A 17,907-nucleotide genomic window follows, 5' to 3' on the forward strand; every position below is an offset into this window, starting at 1 on the left:
CGGCCCGATAGCCGCGCCGGAGACGGCCGCCGCTCCCCGCAGACGTCACGCGGCGAGAGCGGCGGGGCTCCTGGTGGCCGTGGCCGTTCTCGTGCTGGTCTGCTTCGCGTCCATCGCGATCGGCGCCAAGGCGATGCCCCTCTCCCATGTGTGGCACGGCCTGTTCCACTACGCGGGGAGCGGCGACGACGTCCTCGTACGCGATGTGCGCGTGCCCCGCACCGTGCTGGGGCTCGTCGTCGGCGCCGCGCTCGGGCTCGCCGGGGCGGTGATGCAGGCGCTCACCCGCAACCCGCTCGCCGAGCCGGGCATCCTCGGGGTCAACGCCGGCGCCTCGGCCGCCGTCGTCTCCGCCATCGGCTTCTTCGGCGTCACCTCGCTGACCGGCTATGTGTGGTTCGCCTTCGCGGGCGCCGCGATCGTGTCGGTGGCCGTGTACTTCCTCGGCGGCAGCCGCGCGGCCACGCCGGTGCGGCTGGCGCTCGCCGGGACGGCCGTCACCGCCGCGCTCTACGGCTACGTCAACGCCGTACAGCTGCTCGACTCGGCGGCGCTGGACCGGCTGCGGTTCTGGACGGTCGGCTCGCTGGCCTCCGCGAACACCGGGACGTTCGACAAGGTGTGGCCGTTCATCGCGCTGGGCGTCCTGCTCACCGCGTTCATCGCGCGCCCGCTGAACGCCCTGGAGATGGGCGACGACACGGCCAGGGCGCTCGGCGCCCATCTGACCCGGACCCGCGTCCTCGCGATGCTCGCCGTCACCCTGCTCTGCGGGGCCGCGACCGCCGCGTGCGGGCCGATCGTCTTCATCGGGCTGATGATCCCGCACCTGGTGCGTGCTCTCACCGGCCCGGACATGCGGTGGATTCTGCCGTACGCGGCCGTCCTCTCGCCGGTGCTGCTGCTCGGCGCGGACGTGGTCGGCCGGGTCGTCGCCCGGCCGTCCGAACTCCAGGTCGGCATCGTCACCGCGCTGATCGGCGGGCCCGTCTTCATCCACCTCGTACGACGCAAGAGGATGTCCCAGCTGTGAGCGCCACGACCACGAAGGAGACGGCGCGCGCCGTCCGTCCGGCGCGGGCCGTGCGGACGCCCGGCGGGTATTCGTTCCGGATGAACGTGCGGGCCGCCGCGGTGGCGTTGGCCCTGGCCGCCGTCGCGGCGGGCGCGGCGGTCGTCCTCATCGGCAGCGGCGACTTCTCGATGACGCCCGGCGAGGTCGTGACCACGCTCTTCGGCCACGGCACGTTCCAGCAGGAGTTCATCGTCACGGAACTCCGGCTGCCCCGCGTGCTCGTCGGCCTGCTCGTCGGCGCGGCGCTCGGGGCCGGCGGTGCCGTGTTCCAGACCATCTCCCGTAACCCGCTCGGCAGCCCCGATGTGCTCGGCTTCGGCCAGGGCGCCACCGTCGGCGCGCTCACCGTGATCGTCCTCTTCCAGGGCGGCGCGGCGGCCGTCGCGGGCGGCGCGATCACCGGCGGCCTGGTCACCGGGGTCGCCGTCTACCTGCTGGCCTGGAAGCGCGGGGTGCACGGCTTCCGGCTCGTCCTGGTCGGGATCGGCGCGGCGGCCATGCTGACCGCCGTCACCCAGTACCTGATCACCAAGGCCGACCTGGTCGACGCCACCCGGGCCGTCGTCTGGATGACCGGCTCGCTCGACGGCCGCGACTGGGCGCAGGTCTGGCCGCTGCTGGCCGTCTGCGCCGTACTGCTGCCGCTGGTGTACGGGCACGGGCCCGCCCTGCGCGTCATGGAGATGGGCGACGACGCCGCGTACGCGCTCGGGGTGCGCGTCGAACGCGTACGCCTGCTGCTCATGGGCTCCGCCGTGCTGCTCGTCGCCGTCGCCACGGCCGCCGCCGGGCCCATCGCCTTCGTCTCGCTGAGCGCCCCCCAGCTGGCGCGCCGGCTGACCCGGTCCACCGGCCCCAACCTGGTCGCCGCCACCGTGATGGGCGCCGCGCTGCTGCTCGTCGCCGACTGGATCGCGCTCGACGCGTTCGGCGACCGGCAACTGCCCGTGGGCGTCGTCACCGGGGTCCTGGGCGGCTGCTATCTGGTGTGGCTGCTGGTGACCGAACGCAAGGCGGGACGCATATGAGCCCCCGCACCGCCGACCCCCACCGTCCGTCCCACCCCCGGAGTACGACCATGCAGCGCCTCACCGCGGACTCGGTGACCATCGGCTACGACCAGCGGGTCATCGCGGAGAACCTCTCGGTCGAGATCCCGGACCGCTCCTTCACCGTGATCGTCGGCCCCAACGCCTGCGGCAAGTCCACCCTGCTGCGGGCCCTGTCCCGGATGCTGAAGCCGAGCAGCGGCCAGGTGCTGCTGGACGGGCGGTCCATCCACGGACTGCCCGCCAAGAAGGTCGCGAAGACACTGGGCCTGCTGCCGCAGTCCTCCATCGCGCCCGACGGCATCACCGTCGCCGACCTGGTGGCGCGCGGCCGCTACCCGCACCAGGGCCTGCTGCGGCAGTGGTCGCCCGAGGACGAGCACGTCGTCCAGGAGGCGATGGCCTCCACGGGCGTCGGCGAGCTGGCCGATCGCTATGTCGACGAATTGTCCGGCGGCCAGCGCCAGCGGGTCTGGATCGCGATGGCCCTCGCCCAGGAGACGCCGCTGCTGCTCCTGGACGAGCCGACCACGTACCTCGACATCCAGCACCAGATCGACGTGCTCGACCTGTGCGCGGAACTGCACGAGACGCGCGGGCGGACGCTGGTCGCCGTCCTGCACGACCTGAACCACGCCGCGCGCTACGCCACCCACCTCATCGCGATGCGCGGCGGCGAGATCGTCGCCGAGGGGCCGCCCGGCGAGATCGTCACCGCGGAACTGGTGGAGCGGGTGTTCGGGCTGCGCTGCCAGGTGATTCCCGACCCCGAGACGGGAACGCCGCTGGTCGTACCGGCGGCGCGGGTGCGCGGGGCGCGCGCCCGGAAGGTGCCGGCGAGCGCGGGCCGGGGCTGAACCCCTACAGCAGCGACTTCAGCTTCAGCAGGTCCCGGAAGCCCGCCTCCAGGCGTACGCGCCCCGAGGCCCACGCCTTGGCGAAGTTCAGGTCGCCGTCCACCATGGCGACCAGATCGTCCCCGGTCATCGCCAGACGAATCTCGGCCTTCTCGCGGGGCGGCCCCTCCAGGGTGTCCAGAACCCGGATGCGGCCGCCGGACAGCCGGCCGGTGAACGTGACGTCCAGGTCTCTGATGTGGCAGCTCAGCGAGCGGTCCAGATCGGCGGCGCGGCGCACGTCGCCGTCCGCCCCCGCGAGATTGTCGGAAAGTCTGTCGAGTGCGCTGCGGCACTCCGCCATGGTCGCCATCGTGCTCGACGGTACCGCAGCCCCACGCGGTAGCGTTTCCGCATGAGCGACCCGATGCCCGAGCCCGAGACGGACACCCCGCCGGAGCCGGCCGCGCCCGCGGAGCCCGCGCCCCTCGGTGTCGTACGGACGCCCACCGGCAGCACCGCGGTGGACGCCCTGCTGGAGCGCCTGGCCGACGCCGACCACCTCGCGGCGGACGGGCACACCGAGGTGTACGAGGATGTACACCGGGGTCTGCGCGAGGCGCTGGACGCGCTGGACGCCGGCCCCGCCCCCGCACCGGGCCCCGCAAGGACGCCCTCGTACGACCACAGGAGCTGAACCGAACGTGGCAGGAGTCGCCCGTCGCCGTCTCGACGCCGAACTGGTACGCCGCAAGCTCGCCCGCTCGCGCGAGCACGCGAGCCAGCTGATCGCGGCGGGCCGGGTGACCGTCGGCGGCAACACCGCGACCAAGCCGGCCACCCAGGTCGAGACCAGCGCCGCCGTCGTCGTCACCAAGGACGACGACGACCCCGAGTACGTCTCGCGCGGCGGCCACAAACTGGCGGGCGCCTTCGCCGCCTTCGTCCCGCAGGGGCTCCGCGTCGAGGGCCGGCGGGCCCTGGACGCCGGGGCGTCGACCGGCGGCTTCACCGACGTACTGCTGCGCGCCGGGGCGGCGAAGGTCCTGGCCGTCGACGTCGGCTACGGCCAGCTCGCCTGGTCGCTCCAATCCGACGACCGCGTCGTGGTCAAGGACCGCACCAATGTGCGGGAACTGACCCTGGAGGCGATCGACGGCGAACCGGTGGACCTCGTGGTGGGCGACCTCTCGTTCATCCCGCTCGGCCTTGTGCTGCCGGCCCTCGTCCGCTGCGCCGCCCCCGACGCCGACCTCGTCCTCATGGTCAAACCGCAGTTCGAGGTCGGCAAGGAACGCCTCGGCGGCGGCGGGGTGGTGCGCAGCCCCGAACTGCGCGCCGAGACGGTACGCGAAGTGGCCCGGCGGGCCCGCGTGCTGGGGCTGGGGGTCCTGGGCGTGACGGCCAGCCCGCTGCCGGGGCCCTCGGGGAACGTCGAGTACTTTCTGTGGCTGCGGGCCGGGGCACCTGAACTCGATCCCGCGGATGTCGACCGTGCAGTGGCGGAGGGGCCTCGTTGACGACGAATGCGGCACGTACAGTCTTCCTTTTGGCGCACACCGGCCGGCCGGCCGCGATCCGCAGTGCCGAACTCGTCGTCCAGGGGCTGCTCCGCAGCGGCCTGGGCGTACGGGTCCTGGCCACGGAGGCGGCCGACCTGCCCCTGCCCTCGTCCGTCGAGACCGTCACCGACGCCACGCCCGAGGTGCTCAACGGCTGTGAGCTGCTGATCGTCCTCGGCGGCGACGGAACCCTGCTGCGCGGCGCCGAACTGTCCCGCGCCTCCGGGGTGCCGATGCTCGGCGTCAACCTGGGCCGCGTCGGCTTCCTCGCCGAGGCCGAGCGCGACGACCTCGACAGGGTCGTCGACCGGGTCGTCACCCGCGCCTACACGGTCGAGGAACGCATGACCGTCGACGTGCTGGTGCACAGCAACGGCGACGTCGTGCACACCGACTGGGCGCTCAACGAGGCGGCCGTGCAGAAGGTGTCGCCCGAGCGGATGCTCGAAGTCGTCCTGGAGATCGACGGCCGGCCGGTGACCGGCTTCGGCTGCGACGGCATCGTCTGCGCCACGCCCACCGGGTCCACCGCGTACGCCTTCTCGGCCGGCGGGCCCGTCGTCTGGCCGGAGGTCGAGGCCCTGCTGATGGTCCCGATCAGCGCCCACGCCCTGTTCGCCAAGCCGCTCGTCACCTCGCCGTCCTCGGTGCTCGCCGTCGAGGTCCAGCCGCACACCCCGCACGGAGTGCTCTGGTGCGACGGCCGCCGCACCGTCGAGCTGCCGCCCGGCGCGCGCGTCGAGGTGCGGCGCGGCGCCGTCCCCGTACGGCTGGCCCGGCTGCACCAGGCATCGTTCACGGACCGCCTGGTGGCCAAGTTCGCGCTGCCCGTCTCGGGCTGGCGGGGCGCCCCCAACTGAGCCCCAGCTGATCCCCGGCCGATCTCCCGCCGGCCGCCGGACCGGCCGCGGATCGGGGGCGGCCGGGCCGTGGCCCGTGTGCACGCGGGCGGGGAAACCTCGTATGGTCATGTCCGTGTTGGAGGAGATGCGGATACGGTCGCTCGGGGTCATCGACGACGCGGTGGTGGAGCTGTCACCCGGTTTCACCGCGGTGACGGGCGAGACCGGCGCGGGCAAGACCATGGTCGTCACCAGCCTGGGGCTGCTGCTCGGCGGGCGCGCCGACCCCGCCCTCGTACGGATCGGTGCCAAGGCCGCGGTCGTCGAGGGCCGGATCACGGTGGCCGCGGGAGACGCGGTGGCCGCGCGGGCCGAGGAGGCCGGGGCCGAGATCGAGGACGGCGCGCTGCTCATCAGCCGCACCGTCTCCGCCGAAGGGCGCTCCAGGGCGCACCTGGGCGGCAGATCCGTGCCGGTGGGCGTGCTGTCCGAGCTGGCCGACGAACTCGTCGCCGTGCACGGCCAGACCGACCAGCAGGGCCTCCTCAAACCGGCCAGGCAGCGCCAGGCCCTCGACCGGTACGCGGGCGACGGCGTCGCCGGGCCGCTGGCGGCCTACGCGGCGGCCTACAAGCGGCTGCGTGCGGTCGCGACGGAGCTGGACGAGCTGACGACGCGCGCCCGCGAGCGCGCCCAGGAGGCCGACCTGCTGCGCTTCGGTCTCGACGAGATCGCCGCCGTCGAACCGCTGCCCGGCGAGGACGTCGAACTGGCCGCCGAGGCCCAGCGGCTCGGGCACGCCGACGCGCTCGCCTCCGCCGCCGCCCTGGCGCACACCGCGCTGGCCGGCAACCCGGAGGACCCGGAGGCCCTGGACGCCACGACCGTGGTGGCCGCGGCCCGTCAGGCTCTCGACGGGGTGCGCTCGCACGACCCGGCGCTCGCCTCGCTCGCGGACCGGGTCGGCGAGATCTCCATCCTGCTCGCCGACGTCTCCGGCGAACTGTCCGGCTACGCGGACCAGCTGGACGCCGATCCGCTGCGGCTCGCCGCCGTCGAGGAACGGCGCGCCGCGCTGACCGGCCTCACCCGCAAGTACGGGGAGGACATCGCGGCCGTGCTCGCCTGGGCGCAGGAGGGCGCGGCCCGGCTCACCGAGCTGGAGGGCGACGACGACCGGATCGGCGAGCTGGCCGCGGAGCGGGACGCGCTGCGCGCCGAACTCTCCGGCCTCGGGCAGGCGTTGACCGACGCCCGGACGGCGGCCGCCGCGTCCTTCGCCGAGGCGGTGACCGCGGAGCTGGCCTCCCTGGCCATGCCGCACGCGCGGGTGTCCTTCGACATCCGGCAGACCGAGGCGGCGGACGAGGCGTCCGGCATCGAGATCGGCGGCCGCGCCGTGGCCTACGGTCCGGCCGGCGCCGACGAGGTCGAACTGCTGCTGGCCCCGCACCCGGGCGCCCAGCCGCGGCCGATCGCCAAGGGCGCGTCGGGCGGTGAGCTGTCCCGGGTGATGCTCGCGGTCGAGGTGGTCTTCGCCGGGTCCGACCCGGTGCCCACGTACCTCTTCGACGAGGTGGACGCGGGCGTCGGCGGCAAGGCGGCCGTGGAGGTCGGGCGGCGGCTCGCCAAGCTCGCCAGGTCGGCCCAGGTCGTCGTCGTCACGCATCTGCCCCAGGTGGCCGCGTTCGCCGACCGGCAGCTGCTGGTCGAGAAGACCGTGGACGGCTCGGTGACCAGCAGCGGGGTCACCGTCCTGGAGGGCGAGGACCGGGTGCGCGAGCTGTCCCGGATGCTCGCCGGACAGGAGGATTCGCAGACCGCCCGCGCCCACGCCGAGGAACTCCTCGCGGCGGCCCGCGCCGACGCGTAGCCGCCCGTCCCGGCCGGGGCCGCATTATGCGGTCCCGGCCCGGACGGCGTGGCGGGAGTGAACCGGGGCGCGTCGAGGGCGCGCGTTCTTTCACCCGTGCGAGTGGTGTACAGCGCCCGGTTTGTCGCGATCGGCACTGGAGGAACGGTTCCCTCGCGCCGGAACGTGCGTACGGACTGGCATCCTTGCCCCTGTTCAATTCCCCGACTCGGGAGCCACCGGGAGCCGATCGACGTGTCACAGCTGCGCACGGTGCAGGTACTCGGCGGCGGCAGCGCCGGCAGCAGCGCGCACGCCGGCTCGCTGGCCGCCGGGCTGGTCGCCCGCGGCGTGCGGGTCACGGTCTGCGCGCCCGCCGCGCTGGACCGCACCCACGACTTCTCCGCCACCGGTGCCGACTTCGCGCCCGTGCCCCGGCGCAGCGACCCGGCGGCCGTCGCCGCGCTGCGCGCCGCCTGCGCCCAGGCGGACGTCGTCCACGCCCACGGGCTGCACGCCGCCGTGCGGGCGGCCCTCGCGATCGGCGGCCGGCCCGTCCCCCTGGTCGTCACCTGGCACACCCGGGCGCACGCCGAAGGGGCCCGCCGCCGGCTGCTGCACCTGCTGGAGCGGCGCGCGGTACGGGCGGCGGCCGTGGTGCTCGCCACCTCGTCCGACCTGGTCGACCGGGCGCGCGTCCGGGGCGCCCGCGACGCGCGGCTCGCACCCGTCGCCGCCCCCCGGCCACCGCTGCCGGCCGCGCCGCCCGCCGACAAGCTGCGCGCCGAACTGGGCGCGGTCGAGCGTCCCTTGATCGTCGCTCTCGGCAGCCTCGTGCCGCACCGCGGCTACGGCACCCTGCTCGACGCGGCGGCGCTGTGGCGCCTGCTCGACCCCGTGCCGCTGGTGGCCGTCGTCGGCGAGGGGCGGGAGCGGGCGGCCCTGCGGAAGCGGATCACGGCCGAGGGTTTGCCCGTCGAACTGCTCGGCGACCGGCCCGACGCCGCCGCGCTGCTGGCCGCCGCCGACGTCGCCGTCCTGCCCAGCCGCTGGGAGTCCCGCTCGACGACGGCCCAGCAGGCCCTGCGGTCCGGGGTGCCGCTGGTCGCCACGGCGGTCGGCGGTACGCCCGAACTCGTGGGGGACGCGGCGGTGCTCGTCCCGTACGGGGACGGCGAGGCGCTCGCCATGGAGGTGGCCCGGCTGCTCGTCGACCCGGCCGCGCGGGACCGGCTGGCCGCCGACGGACCGCGGCAGGCGGCGAGTTGGCCCACGGAGGACGACACGGTGGCCCAGGTGCTGTGCGTGTACGACGAACTGGCGGTGGGCTGACCGGGACCGGGGCGCCGCGACGCGGGGGAGCCCGACCGGACCGGGGCGCGGCAGGCGGCCGTTGACACGGCCGGGAGCGGCTGCGATCTTGCACATCCGGGCCGGGGCGGTCCGGTGTTCGGGCAGCCGGGAGGGCGCATGGGCGAGGACGTACGGGCGGACGGGGCGCGGGGCGGCGCGATCGGCGCGCTGCCGGGGCCGCTGGTCCCCGTCGACTGGCTCGCCGCGCGCCTGGGCGCCCCCGGACTGCTGGTGCTCGACGCCTCGGTCGGCGCGCACCGGGGGAGCGGCCGGCGGATCGCGGGCGCCCGCGTCTTCGACCTCGACGGCCCGCTCTCCGACCCTGTGAGCCCGCTGCCGCACACCATGCCGGACGCCGGCCGGTTCACCGAGGAGATGCGGGCGCTCGGCCTGAACGACGCGGACACCGTCGTCGTGTACGACGCCGCCGGGATCTACTCCGCCGCACGGGCCTGGTGGATGCTCCGGGCGATGGGCTTCGACCGGTGCGCCGTGCTCGACGGGGGCCTGCCCGTCTGGGCCGCCGCCGGACTGCCCGTCGACCGGGGCGCGCCGCCGGCCGCCCCCGGGCGCGGGGAATTCACGGCCGTGCCCCGGCCGGGGCCGCTGGCGGGGGCCGGCGAGGTGGCCGCCGCGCTGGCCGATCCGGCGGCCGCGGTGCTCGACGCCCGGACGCGCGGACGGTACGAGGGCACGGAGCCGGAGCCGCGGGCCGGGCTGCGCGGCGGCCATATGCCGGGGTCCGTCAGTCTGCCGTTCGGCCGGCTCCAGGACGGCGAGGGGCGGATGCTGCCGCCCGCCGAGCTGCGGGCCGCGTTCGCCGGGGCGGCCGGTGACCGGGAGCGGCTGTACTTCAGCTGCGGGTCGGGCGTGACCGCGTGCGTACTGGCGCTCGGCGCCGACCTGGCGGGCTACCGGGACCTGACGGTGTACGACGGGTCGTGGAGCGAGTGGGGACTGCCGTCCCCGGACCGGCCGGTCGCGACAGGGCCGCGGAACGGCTGAAGAACGACCCCGCCCGGCTGCCGGGGAACGGCTGCCGGGCGGGGGCGTACGCGGGGCGGCGGGTCAGCCGACGTACGCTCCGCTCGCCGTGAGGCGCAGGGCGGTGTCGATCAGCGGCACATGGCTGAACGCCTGCGGGAAGTTGCCCACCTGGCGCTGGAGCCGCGCGTCCCACTCCTCGGCCAGCAGGCCCAGGTCGTTGCGCAGGGACAGCAGCTTCTCGAACAGCCGGCGGGCCTCGTCCACCCGGCCGATCATCGCCAGGTCGTCCGCCAGCCAGAACGAGCAGGCCAGGAACGCGCCCTCGTCGCCCTCCAGACCGTCCACGCCCGCGTTCGCACCGGCGGTCGGGTAGCGCAGGACGAAGCCGTCCTCCGTGGACAGCTCCCGCTGGATGGCCTCGATGGTGCCGATGACCCGCTTGTCGTCGGGGGGCAGGAAGCCCATCTGGGGGATCAGCAGCAGGGAGGCGTCCAGCTCCTTCGACCCGTACGACTGGGTGAAGGTGTTGCGCTCCTTGTCGTAGCCCCGCTCGCACACGTCGCGGTGGATGTCGTCGCGCAGCTCGCGCCAGCGCTCCAGTGGCCCCTCCGCGTCGCCGGACTCGATGAGCTTGATCGTCCGGTCCACGGCGACCCAGGCCATCACCTTGGAGTGCACGAAGTGGCGGCGCGGGCCGCGCACCTCCCAGATGCCCTCGTCGGGCTCCGTCCAGTGCTTCTCCAGGTACTCGATGAGCTTGAGCTGGAGCCCGGTGGCGTAGTCGTTGCGGGCCAGGCCCGTCATGTGCGCGAGGTGCAGCGCCTCGGTGACCTCGCCGTACACGTCGAGCTGGAGCTGCCCGGCCGCGCCGTTGCCGACCCGGACCGGGGCGGAGCCCTCGTAGCCCGGCAGCCATTCCAGCTCGGCCTCGCCCAGTTCGCGTTCGCCCGCGATCCCGTACATGATCTGCAGGTTCTCCGGGTCGCCGGCGACCGCGCGCAGCAGCCACTCGCGCCAGGCGCGGGCCTCCTCGCGGTAGCCGGTGCGCAGCAGCGAGGACAGGGTGATCGCGGCGTCGCGCAGCCAGGTGTAGCGGTAGTCCCAGTTGCGGGAGCCGCCGATGTCCTCCGGCAGCGAGGTGGTCGGCGCGGCGACGATGCCGCCGGTCGGCGCGTACGTCAGGGCCTTCAGCGTGATCAGCGAGCGGACCACGGCCTCGCGGTAGGGCCCGTGGTACGTGCACTGCTCGACCCACTCGCGCCAGAAGTCGGCGGTCGCCTCCAGCGAGCCCTCCGGGTCCGGGAGGGCGGGCGCCTCCAGGTGCGAGGGCTGCCAGCTGATGGTGAACGCGATCCGGTCGCCGGGGGCCACGGTGAAGTCGGAGTACGTGGTCAGGTTCTCGCCGTAGGTGTCCACGGCGGTGTCCAGCCAGACCGAGCCCGGTCCGGCGACCGCGACCGTGCGCGAGCCCACCTTGTGCACCCAGGGGGTGACGCGGCCGTAGCTGAACCTCATGCGCAGCTCCGAGCGCATCGGCACCCGGCCGCTGACGCCCTCCACGATCCGGATGAGCTGCGGCGCCCCGTCGCGCGGCGGCATGAAGTCGGTCACTCTGACCGTGCCGCGCGGGGTGTCCCATTCCGATTCGAGGACGAGGGAGTCCCCGCGATAGCGGCGGCGGTCGGCCGGAGGCGGCTCGGTGCCCTCGGGGCGGGCCGGCCCCAGACGCCAGAAGCCGTGTTCCTCGGTGCCCAGCAGCCCCGCGAAAATGGCGTGTGAATCGAAGCGGGGCAGGCACAGCCAGTCGGCTGTGCCGTCCCGGCAGACCAGGGCGGCGGTCTGCATGTCTCCGATGAGTGCGTAATCCTCGATGCGCCCGGCCACGTGCATCTCCAGTCGAACGGCCATGTCGCCCCGTGGGGCGCTTACTGCGGGTCAAGAGGTCGTTGCCAGGGGTCGTCGTGGGGGACCCGCGAGCACATACCTCGCCCGAGCCTCGCCCGAGCGAGTGGGTTCGAGAAGGATACGACGCAGCGGGGTGGTCCGCGCGACCCTCTTGACGAACCGGGTTCCGCCGGTCGAGTGGGGTGCGAGGGGCACAAGGGGCTCGCGGGGGGCTCGCGCGCGGCACGGCCGGAAGCGGGCTCCCCCCGTCGCTGATACCCTGGTAGCCCGTGGACCGGTGGTCGTCCGCGAGAGCGGACGAGGCCCCCGAACCGCAGCGACGGCATCCCCGGAATTCCTCCGGACGACAACGCCGGCACGCACCTCATGATCGCGCGACCACGGGAGCCCCCTTTGGCTATGCAGCCCACATCCACGACGACCAAGCACATCTTCGTCACCGGGGGTGTCGCCTCTTCCCTCGGCAAGGGTCTGACTGCCTCCAGCCTCGGCGCCCTGCTCAAGGCGCGCGGACTCCGGGTCACCATGCAGAAGCTCGACCCGTACCTGAACGTCGATCCCGGCACGATGAACCCGTTCCAGCACGGCGAGGTCTTCGTCACCAACGACGGCGCCGAGACCGACCTGGACATCGGCCACTACGAGCGCTTCCTCGACGTGGACCTGGACGGTTCGGCCAACGTCACCACCGGCCAGGTGTACTCGCAGGTCATCGCCAAGGAGCGGCGCGGCGAGTACCTCGGCGACACGGTGCAGGTCATCCCGCACATCACCAACGAGATCAAGCACCGCATCCGCCGGATGGCCACCGACGACGTCGACGTCGTCATCACCGAGGTCGGCGGCACGGTCGGCGACATCGAGTCGCTGCCGTTCCTGGAGACCGTCCGCCAGGTCCGCCACGAGGTCGGCCGGGACAACGTCTTCGTCGTGCACATCTCGCTGCTGCCGTACATCGGCCCGTCCGGCGAGCTGAAGACCAAACCCACCCAGCACTCCGTGGCCGCGCTGCGCAACATCGGTATCCAGCCGGACGCCATCGTGCTGCGCGCCGACCGCGACGTGCCGACCGCCATCAAGCGCAAGATCTCGCTGATGTGCGACGTGGACGAGGCGGCCGTGGTGGCCTGCGTGGACGCCAAGTCGATCTACGACATCCCCAAGGTGCTGCACACCGAGGGCCTGGACGCCTACGTCGTGCGCAAGCTCGACCTGCCGTTCCGCGACGTCGACTGGACCACCTGGGACGACCTGCTGGACCGCGTCCACAACCCCGACCACGAGGTCACCGTCGCCCTGGTCGGCAAGTACATCGACCTGCCCGACGCCTACCTCTCGGTCACCGAGGCCATCCGGGCCGGCGGCTTCGCCAACAAGGCCCGCGTCAAGGTCGAGTGGGTCGCCTCCGACGACTGCAAGACCCCGGCCGGCGCGCAGAAGGCCCTCGCCGGTGTGGACGCGATCTGCATCCCCGGCGGCTTCGGCGAGCGCGGTGTGATCGGCAAGGTCGGCGCGATCCAGTACGCCCGCGAGAACAAGGTGCCGCTGCTCGGCCTCTGCCTGGGCCTGCAGTGCATCGTGATCGAGGCGGCGCGCAACCTCGCCGAGATCCCCGACGCCAACTCCACCGAGTTCGACGCCGCCACCGCGCACCCCGTCATCTCGACGATGGAGGAGCAGCTCGCCTACGTCGAGGGCGCGGGCGACCTGGGCGGCACCATGCGCCTCGGCCTGTACCCGGCCAAGCTCGCCGAGGGCTCGCTGGTCCGCGAGGCGTACGACGACCAGCCGTACGTGGAGGAGCGCCACCGCCACCGCTACGAGGTCAACAACGCGTACCGCGCGGAGCTGGAGAAGAAGGCCGGACTGGTCTTCTCGGGCACCTCGCCGGACAACAAGCTGGTCGAGTACGTCGAGTACCCGCGCGAGGTCCACCCCTACCTGGTCGCCACCCAGGCGCACCCGGAGCTGCGCTCCCGCCCGACCCGCCCGCACCCGCTCTTCGCCGGTCTGGTGAAGGCGGCCGTCGCCCGCAAGACCGCGGCCGGGGGCGAGCAGGGCAAGTAGGCGGCATCCCCGCAGGCGTTACGGTTGACCGGGGCCCGCGTCCGTACAGGGCGCGGGCCCCGGTCACCGTTTTTCGTGGGAGGACGCAGATGGGTATCCAGGACACGCCCGAGGAATGGCGGGTCACCGCGAGCGCTACCCCGTTCCGGGGGAAGAAGACCAGCGTCCGCTCCGACGACGTGGAGATGCCCGACGGAACGGTCGCGCACCGCGACTACCAGGTGCACCCCGGATCGGTCGCGGTGCTCGCGCTCGACGGCGAGGGCCGGGTGCTCGTCCTGCGCCAGTACCGCCACCCGGTCCGCCACAAGCTGTGGGAGATCCCGGCCGGCCTGCTCGACGTGCCCGGCGAGAACCCGCTGCACGCCGCGCAGCGCGAACTGTACGAGGAGGCGTACGTCGAGGCGGAGGACTGGCGGGTGCTGACCGACCTGTACACCTCGCCCGGCGGCTCCGACGAGGCCGTCCGCATCTTCCTCGCCCGCGATGTCTCCGACGCGGAGGGCGAGCGCTTCGAGGTCTCCGAGGAGGAGGCCGACATGGAGCTGGACCGGGTACCGCTCCAGGACCTCGTGCGCAAGGTGCTCGCCGGGGAACTGCACAACAGCTGCCTGGTGGTGGGCGTGCTCGCGCTCGCCGCCGTCCTCGCGGGCGACGGCGTCGAATCGCTGCGGCCCGCCGAGGCGCCCTGGCCGGCCCGCCCCTTCGAGGCCTGACACCCCGTCCCCCGATCCCCGGCCCACGACCCCCGTCCCCCGATCGTAAAAAATGCTGATCCGATCGGGGGACGTCCGGGACGCGCTCCACCTCGTCCGTCCATCCGCCTGAACTACGCTTCGAAATGCCCTGACCGGAGTCCCGGCGGGCGAGGCGTGCGGCGAAGTGGAGCGTGGCCCGTGACGGATCAGGCGGTGGACACCAGCGGCCCGGCCGAGGCAGCGGGGACCGAGGAGCCTGCCGTCCGTGAAACGGCCCGATTCTTCGGCCGCGAACGGGAGTTGAAACAACTGCGCGCCGACATCGAGCGCGCCGGACTCGACACCATGGCCGGCCGCCGCAGCGCCCGCGCACGGGTCCTCCTGATCGCCGGACGCCCCGGCTCCGGCCGCACCGCGCTGGCCGCCGAACTCGCCCGCAGGCTCCTGGAGGCCGGCGACTACCCGGACGGGCTGCTGCGCGTCCGGCTCACCGGCAACGACGGCACCCCCGTCCCCACCGAACGCGCCGCCCGCGCCCTCCTGGACCGGCTCGGCATCGCAGGCCCGCCCGGCGCCGACGAGGACGAACTCACCGAGACGCTCCGCGAGGCCCTGGCCACCCGCCGCGCCCTGCTCCTGCTCGACGACGCGCCGGACGCCGAACAGGTCGACCCGCTGCTCCCGGACAACCCGGACTGCCTGGTCGTCGCCACGTCCGGCGGCCCGCTCACCGGCATCCCCGGCGTCCGCCCCTGCACCATCGGCGGCCTGGACACCGGCTCCGCCGTCCAGCTCCTGGGCCGCGCCACCGGCCAGGTCAGGATCACCGTGGACCCGCTGGCCGCGCAGACCATGGCCGAGGAGTGCGGCGGACAGCCCGCCGCGCTCGCCCTGGTCGGCGGCTGGCTCGCCGCCCGACCGACCGCCTCCGTGGCCGACGCCACGCGCCGGCTGCGCGCGCTGCCGGACGACGCCGAGGCACCGGCCGGGGCCCGCCCGCTGATCCGCGCCTTCCGCCTCGTCCACGACTCGCTGCCCGCCACCCCGGCCCGGATACTGCGCCTGCTCGCCCTCGCCCCCGGCGGCCTCGCCGACGCCCACACCGCCTCCGCGCTGGCCGGCTGCTCCGTGTCGGCCGCCCGGAGCACCCTCGACGACTTCGTGACGCTCGGGCTGCTGCGCCGCGAGGAGGACGTCGAGGAACCGCAGTACGAGGTGCCGGGCTGCCTCGCCGGGCTGCTGCGGGCCCTGCTGGACGACCGGGACCGCCCGGCCGAGATCCAGCTCGCCCGCGCCCGCATGCTGGAGCGCACCGTGCGCCTGCTCCAGTCCTGCCGGGCCGTCACCGACCCGGAGGGCTCCCCGGCCCGCCGCCGGCTCGCCGGGCTCCCGCGCACGCTGCGCTTCCCCGGCCCGGACGCGGCCGCCGCCTGGCTGCGCGCCCGCAGGCCCGCGCTGCTGGCCGCCGCACGGGCCGCCGTGCGGGACGGCGAGCTGGACACCCTGGCCCGCAGGCTGGTCGCTGCGCTGGTGCGGGCCCTGGCCGCCCACGAGGGCACCGACGCCGCGGCGCCCGACCTGTACGCCCTGCACGGCCTGGTGCTGGCCGTCGCGGTCCGCCGCGACCTGCCCCGCGAACGGGCGGCGGCCCTGCTCAACCTGGCCGACCTGGACGCCGGGACCGGCCGGACGAAGGAGGCGCTCGCCCGCTACCGGGAGGCGCTGGACGCCGGGCGGGCCGCGAAGGACCCGTACGCCACCGGGCGGGCCATGGAGTCCATCGGCGGCGCCTACGCGGAGCTGGGCGACTACCACCGGGCCTCCGACTGGTACGGGCGGGCGCTCGCCCAGCGCCTCACCCAGGGCGAGGCGGCGGAGGCGGCGCGCCTCTACGGACGGCTCGGCGCGGTCCACACCTACGCCGGGCGGTACGGGGAGGCGCTGCGCAACTGGCGGGCCGCCGCGGCCGGCCACCGCAGGCTCGGCGATCTGCCGGCCCAGGCGCGGGCGCTCAGCGAGACGGCCCGGGTCCAGGAGTACGCGGGCCGGCCGCAGGAGTCGCTGCGCACCTGCCGGGAGGCGGTGGAGTGGGCGCGGCGGGTCGGGGACGTGCGGTTGCAGGCGGCGCTGGAGCTCCGGCTCGCCGACACCTTGGACCGCCTCGGCGACCCGGCGGCGGCCGGGCTGCACCGGGGTACGGCCGACCGATTGCTGGGCGGAACGAGTCCGGCCTAAGAAACCCGCAGTGCTTCGCGGGAAAAATAATGCTTTGCAAGGCTAGACAGCTGGAAGTCCTTCATTAGACTGGCTGTACCGCGCCCGTTCGCGGTGCCTTCACATGCGGTGCAACTACCCCTTTTGCAGCGCTGTGCCCGGATTATCCTCTGAGCCAAGGACCGTGATCGACATGAAGGTCGGCATCCCCCGCGAAGTCAAGAACAACGAGTTCCGCGTGGCGATCACGCCTGCCGGTGTGCATGAGCTCGTCCGCCACGGCCACCAGGTCGTCGTCGAGCGGAGTGCCGGCGCGGGCTCCTCCATCACCGACGAGGAGTACGTGGCGGCCGGGGCGGCCATCCTGGAGACCGCCGACGAGGTCTGGGCCGCCGCCGACCTGCTGCTCAAGGTCAAGGAGCCGGTCGCCGAGGAGTACCACCGCCTCCGCAAGGGCCAGACCCTCTTCACCTACCTGCACCTCGCCGCCTCCCGCGAGTGCACCGACGCCCTGCTGGAGTCGGGCACCACCGCCATCGCCTACGAGACCGTCGAGACCGCGAACCGCGCGCTGCCGCTGCTCGCCCCGATGTCCGAGGTCGCGGGCCGGCTGGCCCCGCAGGTCGGCGCGTACCACCTGATGCGCTCGGCCGGCGGCCGTGGTGTGCTGCCGGGCGGCGTGCCCGGTACGGCGGCCGGCCGGGCCGTCGTCATCGGCGGCGGCGTCTCCGGCTGGAACGCCACCCAGATCGCCGTGGGCCTCGGCTTCCACGTCACCCTGCTCGACAAGGACATCAACAAGCTCCGCGAGGCGGACAAGATCTTCGGCACCAAGGTGCAGACGGTCGTCTCCAACGCCTTCGAGCTGGAGAAGGCGGTCGTCGAGGCCGACCTCGTCATCGGTGCCGTGCTCATCCCCGGTGCCAAGGCGCCGAAGCTGGTCACCAACGAGCTGGTCGCCAGGATGAAGCCCGGAAGTGTACTTGTCGACATTGCGATCGACCAGGGCGGCTGCTTCGAGGACTCGCACGCCACGACCCACGCCGAGCCCACCTTCACGGTGCACAACTCGGTCTTCTACTGCGTCGCCAACATGCCCGGCGCGGTGCCCAACACCTCGACGTACGCCCTCACCAACGCCACGCTGCCGTACATCGTGGAGCTGGCCAACCGGGGCTGGCAGGAGGCGCTGCGCCGCGACGCCGCCCTCGCCAAGGGCCTCAACACCCATGACGGACAGGTGGTTTACCGCGAGGTGGCGGAGGCGCACGGCCTCGACCACGTCGAACTGAGTTCGCTCATCGGCTGACGGTCAACCGACTTCGTCAACTCCGCGTGACCGGCCGGACCTTGTTGTCAAGGTCCGGCCGGAGGCGTGCCCGGAGCCCGCGCGCCCCCGAGCAACTCGTCGTGAACGTAACCATTCAACCGTTTCGTACACTCGGGAAAAGTGTGCTCCGGGCACGG

15 protein-coding genes are annotated in these 17,907 nt (G+C 73.8%); 13 read left to right on the forward strand and 2 right to left on the reverse strand.

Annotated elements, in window-relative coordinates:
• Positions 1-73 precede the first annotated feature (73 nt).
• The 3 genes from DNK56_RS11775 to DNK56_RS11785 are packed head-to-tail and all read left to right on the forward strand — an operon-like array spanning position 74 to position 2,981.
• Entirely contained in the window at positions 74-1,033 is a 960-nt protein-coding gene (locus DNK56_RS11775) for a FecCD family ABC transporter permease (RefSeq protein ID WP_111333307.1), read from the forward strand.
• Positions 1,030-2,103: a FecCD family ABC transporter permease gene (locus DNK56_RS11780; RefSeq protein ID WP_111333309.1), complete on the forward strand. Its 1,074-nt coding sequence runs from the start codon at positions 1,030-1,032 to the stop codon at positions 2,101-2,103. The genes DNK56_RS11775 and DNK56_RS11780 overlap by 4 nt, the downstream gene beginning before the upstream one ends.
• 50 nt (positions 2,104-2,153) lie before the next feature.
• Positions 2,154-2,981 carry an ABC transporter ATP-binding protein gene (locus tag DNK56_RS11785; protein WP_111333311.1) on the forward strand — a complete coding sequence of 276 codons (828 nt, stop codon included), beginning with the start codon at positions 2,154-2,156 and terminating at the stop codon, positions 2,979-2,981.
• 4 nt (positions 2,982-2,985) lie between these two features.
• On the opposite strand, the gene DNK56_RS11790 is transcribed toward DNK56_RS11785, so the two are convergent.
• Entirely contained in the window at positions 2,986-3,333 is a 348-nt protein-coding gene (locus DNK56_RS11790) for an SCP2 sterol-binding domain-containing protein (RefSeq protein ID WP_111333313.1), read from the reverse strand.
• Between the two features lie 42 nt (positions 3,334-3,375).
• On the opposite strand from DNK56_RS11790, the gene DNK56_RS11795 reads away from it, so the two are divergent.
• The 6 genes from DNK56_RS11795 to DNK56_RS11820 all read left to right on the forward strand — a co-directional run bounded on the left by DNK56_RS11795 (position 3,376) and on the right by DNK56_RS11820 (position 9,574).
• The gene (locus DNK56_RS11795; protein WP_443064223.1) at positions 3,376-3,657 is read left to right on the forward strand and encodes a hypothetical protein; all 282 of its coding nucleotides are present in this window, start codon (positions 3,376-3,378) and stop codon (positions 3,655-3,657) included.
• Positions 3,658-3,664: 7 nt separating this feature from the next.
• Positions 3,665-4,480 (forward strand): TlyA family RNA methyltransferase, encoded by an 816-nt coding sequence (locus DNK56_RS11800; RefSeq protein WP_111333317.1) that lies wholly within the window; start codon positions 3,665-3,667, stop codon positions 4,478-4,480.
• Positions 4,477-5,382: an NAD kinase gene (locus tag DNK56_RS11805; protein WP_111333319.1), complete on the forward strand. Its 906-nt coding sequence runs from the start codon at positions 4,477-4,479 to the stop codon at positions 5,380-5,382. The genes DNK56_RS11800 and DNK56_RS11805 overlap by 4 nt, the downstream gene beginning before the upstream one ends.
• A 109-nt stretch (positions 5,383-5,491) precedes the next feature.
• A complete protein-coding gene (recN, locus tag DNK56_RS11810; RefSeq protein WP_199563782.1) occupies positions 5,492-7,237 on the forward strand; it encodes a DNA repair protein RecN in 1,746 nt (581 codons plus the stop codon).
• Positions 7,238-7,471: 234 nt separating this feature from the next.
• Positions 7,472-8,548, forward strand: coding sequence for a glycosyltransferase family 4 protein (locus DNK56_RS11815; protein ID WP_111333323.1), 1,077 nt, complete (start codon positions 7,472-7,474; stop codon positions 8,546-8,548).
• Positions 8,549-8,686: 138 nt separating this feature from the next.
• Positions 8,687-9,574 carry a sulfurtransferase gene (locus tag DNK56_RS11820; protein WP_111333325.1) on the forward strand — a complete coding sequence of 296 codons (888 nt, stop codon included), beginning with the start codon at positions 8,687-8,689 and terminating at the stop codon, positions 9,572-9,574.
• Between the two features lie 63 nt (positions 9,575-9,637).
• On the opposite strand, the gene DNK56_RS11825 is transcribed toward DNK56_RS11820, so the two are convergent.
• A complete protein-coding gene (locus DNK56_RS11825; protein ID WP_111335706.1) occupies positions 9,638-11,440 on the reverse strand; it encodes a glycoside hydrolase family 15 protein in 1,803 nt (600 codons plus the stop codon).
• A gap of 420 nt (positions 11,441-11,860) precedes the next feature.
• Between DNK56_RS11825 and DNK56_RS11830 the strand changes: the two genes are divergently transcribed.
• From DNK56_RS11830 to ald, 4 genes are all read left to right on the forward strand, one after another.
• Positions 11,861-13,528: a CTP synthase gene (locus tag DNK56_RS11830; RefSeq protein WP_111333327.1), complete on the forward strand. Its 1,668-nt coding sequence runs from the start codon at positions 11,861-11,863 to the stop codon at positions 13,526-13,528.
• Between the two features lie 89 nt (positions 13,529-13,617).
• Positions 13,618-14,244: an NUDIX domain-containing protein gene (locus DNK56_RS11835; protein ID WP_111333329.1), complete on the forward strand. Its 627-nt coding sequence runs from the start codon at positions 13,618-13,620 to the stop codon at positions 14,242-14,244.
• 180 nt (positions 14,245-14,424) lie between these two features.
• On the forward strand, positions 14,425-16,461 hold the full coding sequence (locus DNK56_RS11840) for a tetratricopeptide repeat protein (RefSeq protein ID WP_111333331.1): 2,037 nt from the start codon (positions 14,425-14,427) through the stop codon (positions 16,459-16,461).
• Positions 16,462-16,633: 172 nt separating this feature from the next.
• On the forward strand, positions 16,634-17,749 hold the full coding sequence (gene ald / locus DNK56_RS11845; protein ID WP_111333333.1) for an alanine dehydrogenase: 1,116 nt from the start codon (positions 16,634-16,636) through the stop codon (positions 17,747-17,749).
• Positions 17,750-17,907: the final 158 nt, after the last annotated feature.

Source organism: Streptomyces sp. AC1-42W, assembly GCF_003248355.1.
In the GTDB taxonomy this organism is placed as follows: Bacteria; Actinomycetota; Actinomycetes; order Streptomycetales; family Streptomycetaceae; genus Streptomyces.

Coding starts and splice junctions, on each gene's coding strand:
- DNK56_RS11785 (WP_111333311.1), top strand. CDS start 2,154: ATGCAGCGCCTCACCGCGGACTCGGTGACCATCGGCTACGACCAGCGG.
- DNK56_RS11790 (WP_111333313.1), bottom strand. CDS start 3,333: ATGGCGACCATGGCGGAGTGCCGCAGCGCACTCGACAGACTTTCCGAC.
- DNK56_RS11795 (WP_443064223.1), top strand. CDS start 3,376: ATGAGCGACCCGATGCCCGAGCCCGAGACGGACACCCCGCCGGAGCCG.
- recN (WP_199563782.1), top strand. CDS start 5,492: ATGTCCGTGTTGGAGGAGATGCGGATACGGTCGCTCGGGGTCATCGAC.
- DNK56_RS11820 (WP_111333325.1), top strand. CDS start 8,687: ATGGGCGAGGACGTACGGGCGGACGGGGCGCGGGGCGGCGCGATCGGC.
- DNK56_RS11830 (WP_111333327.1), top strand. CDS start 11,861: ATGCAGCCCACATCCACGACGACCAAGCACATCTTCGTCACCGGGGGT.
- DNK56_RS11835 (WP_111333329.1), top strand. CDS start 13,618: ATGGGTATCCAGGACACGCCCGAGGAATGGCGGGTCACCGCGAGCGCT.
- ald (WP_111333333.1), top strand. CDS start 16,634: ATGAAGGTCGGCATCCCCCGCGAAGTCAAGAACAACGAGTTCCGCGTG.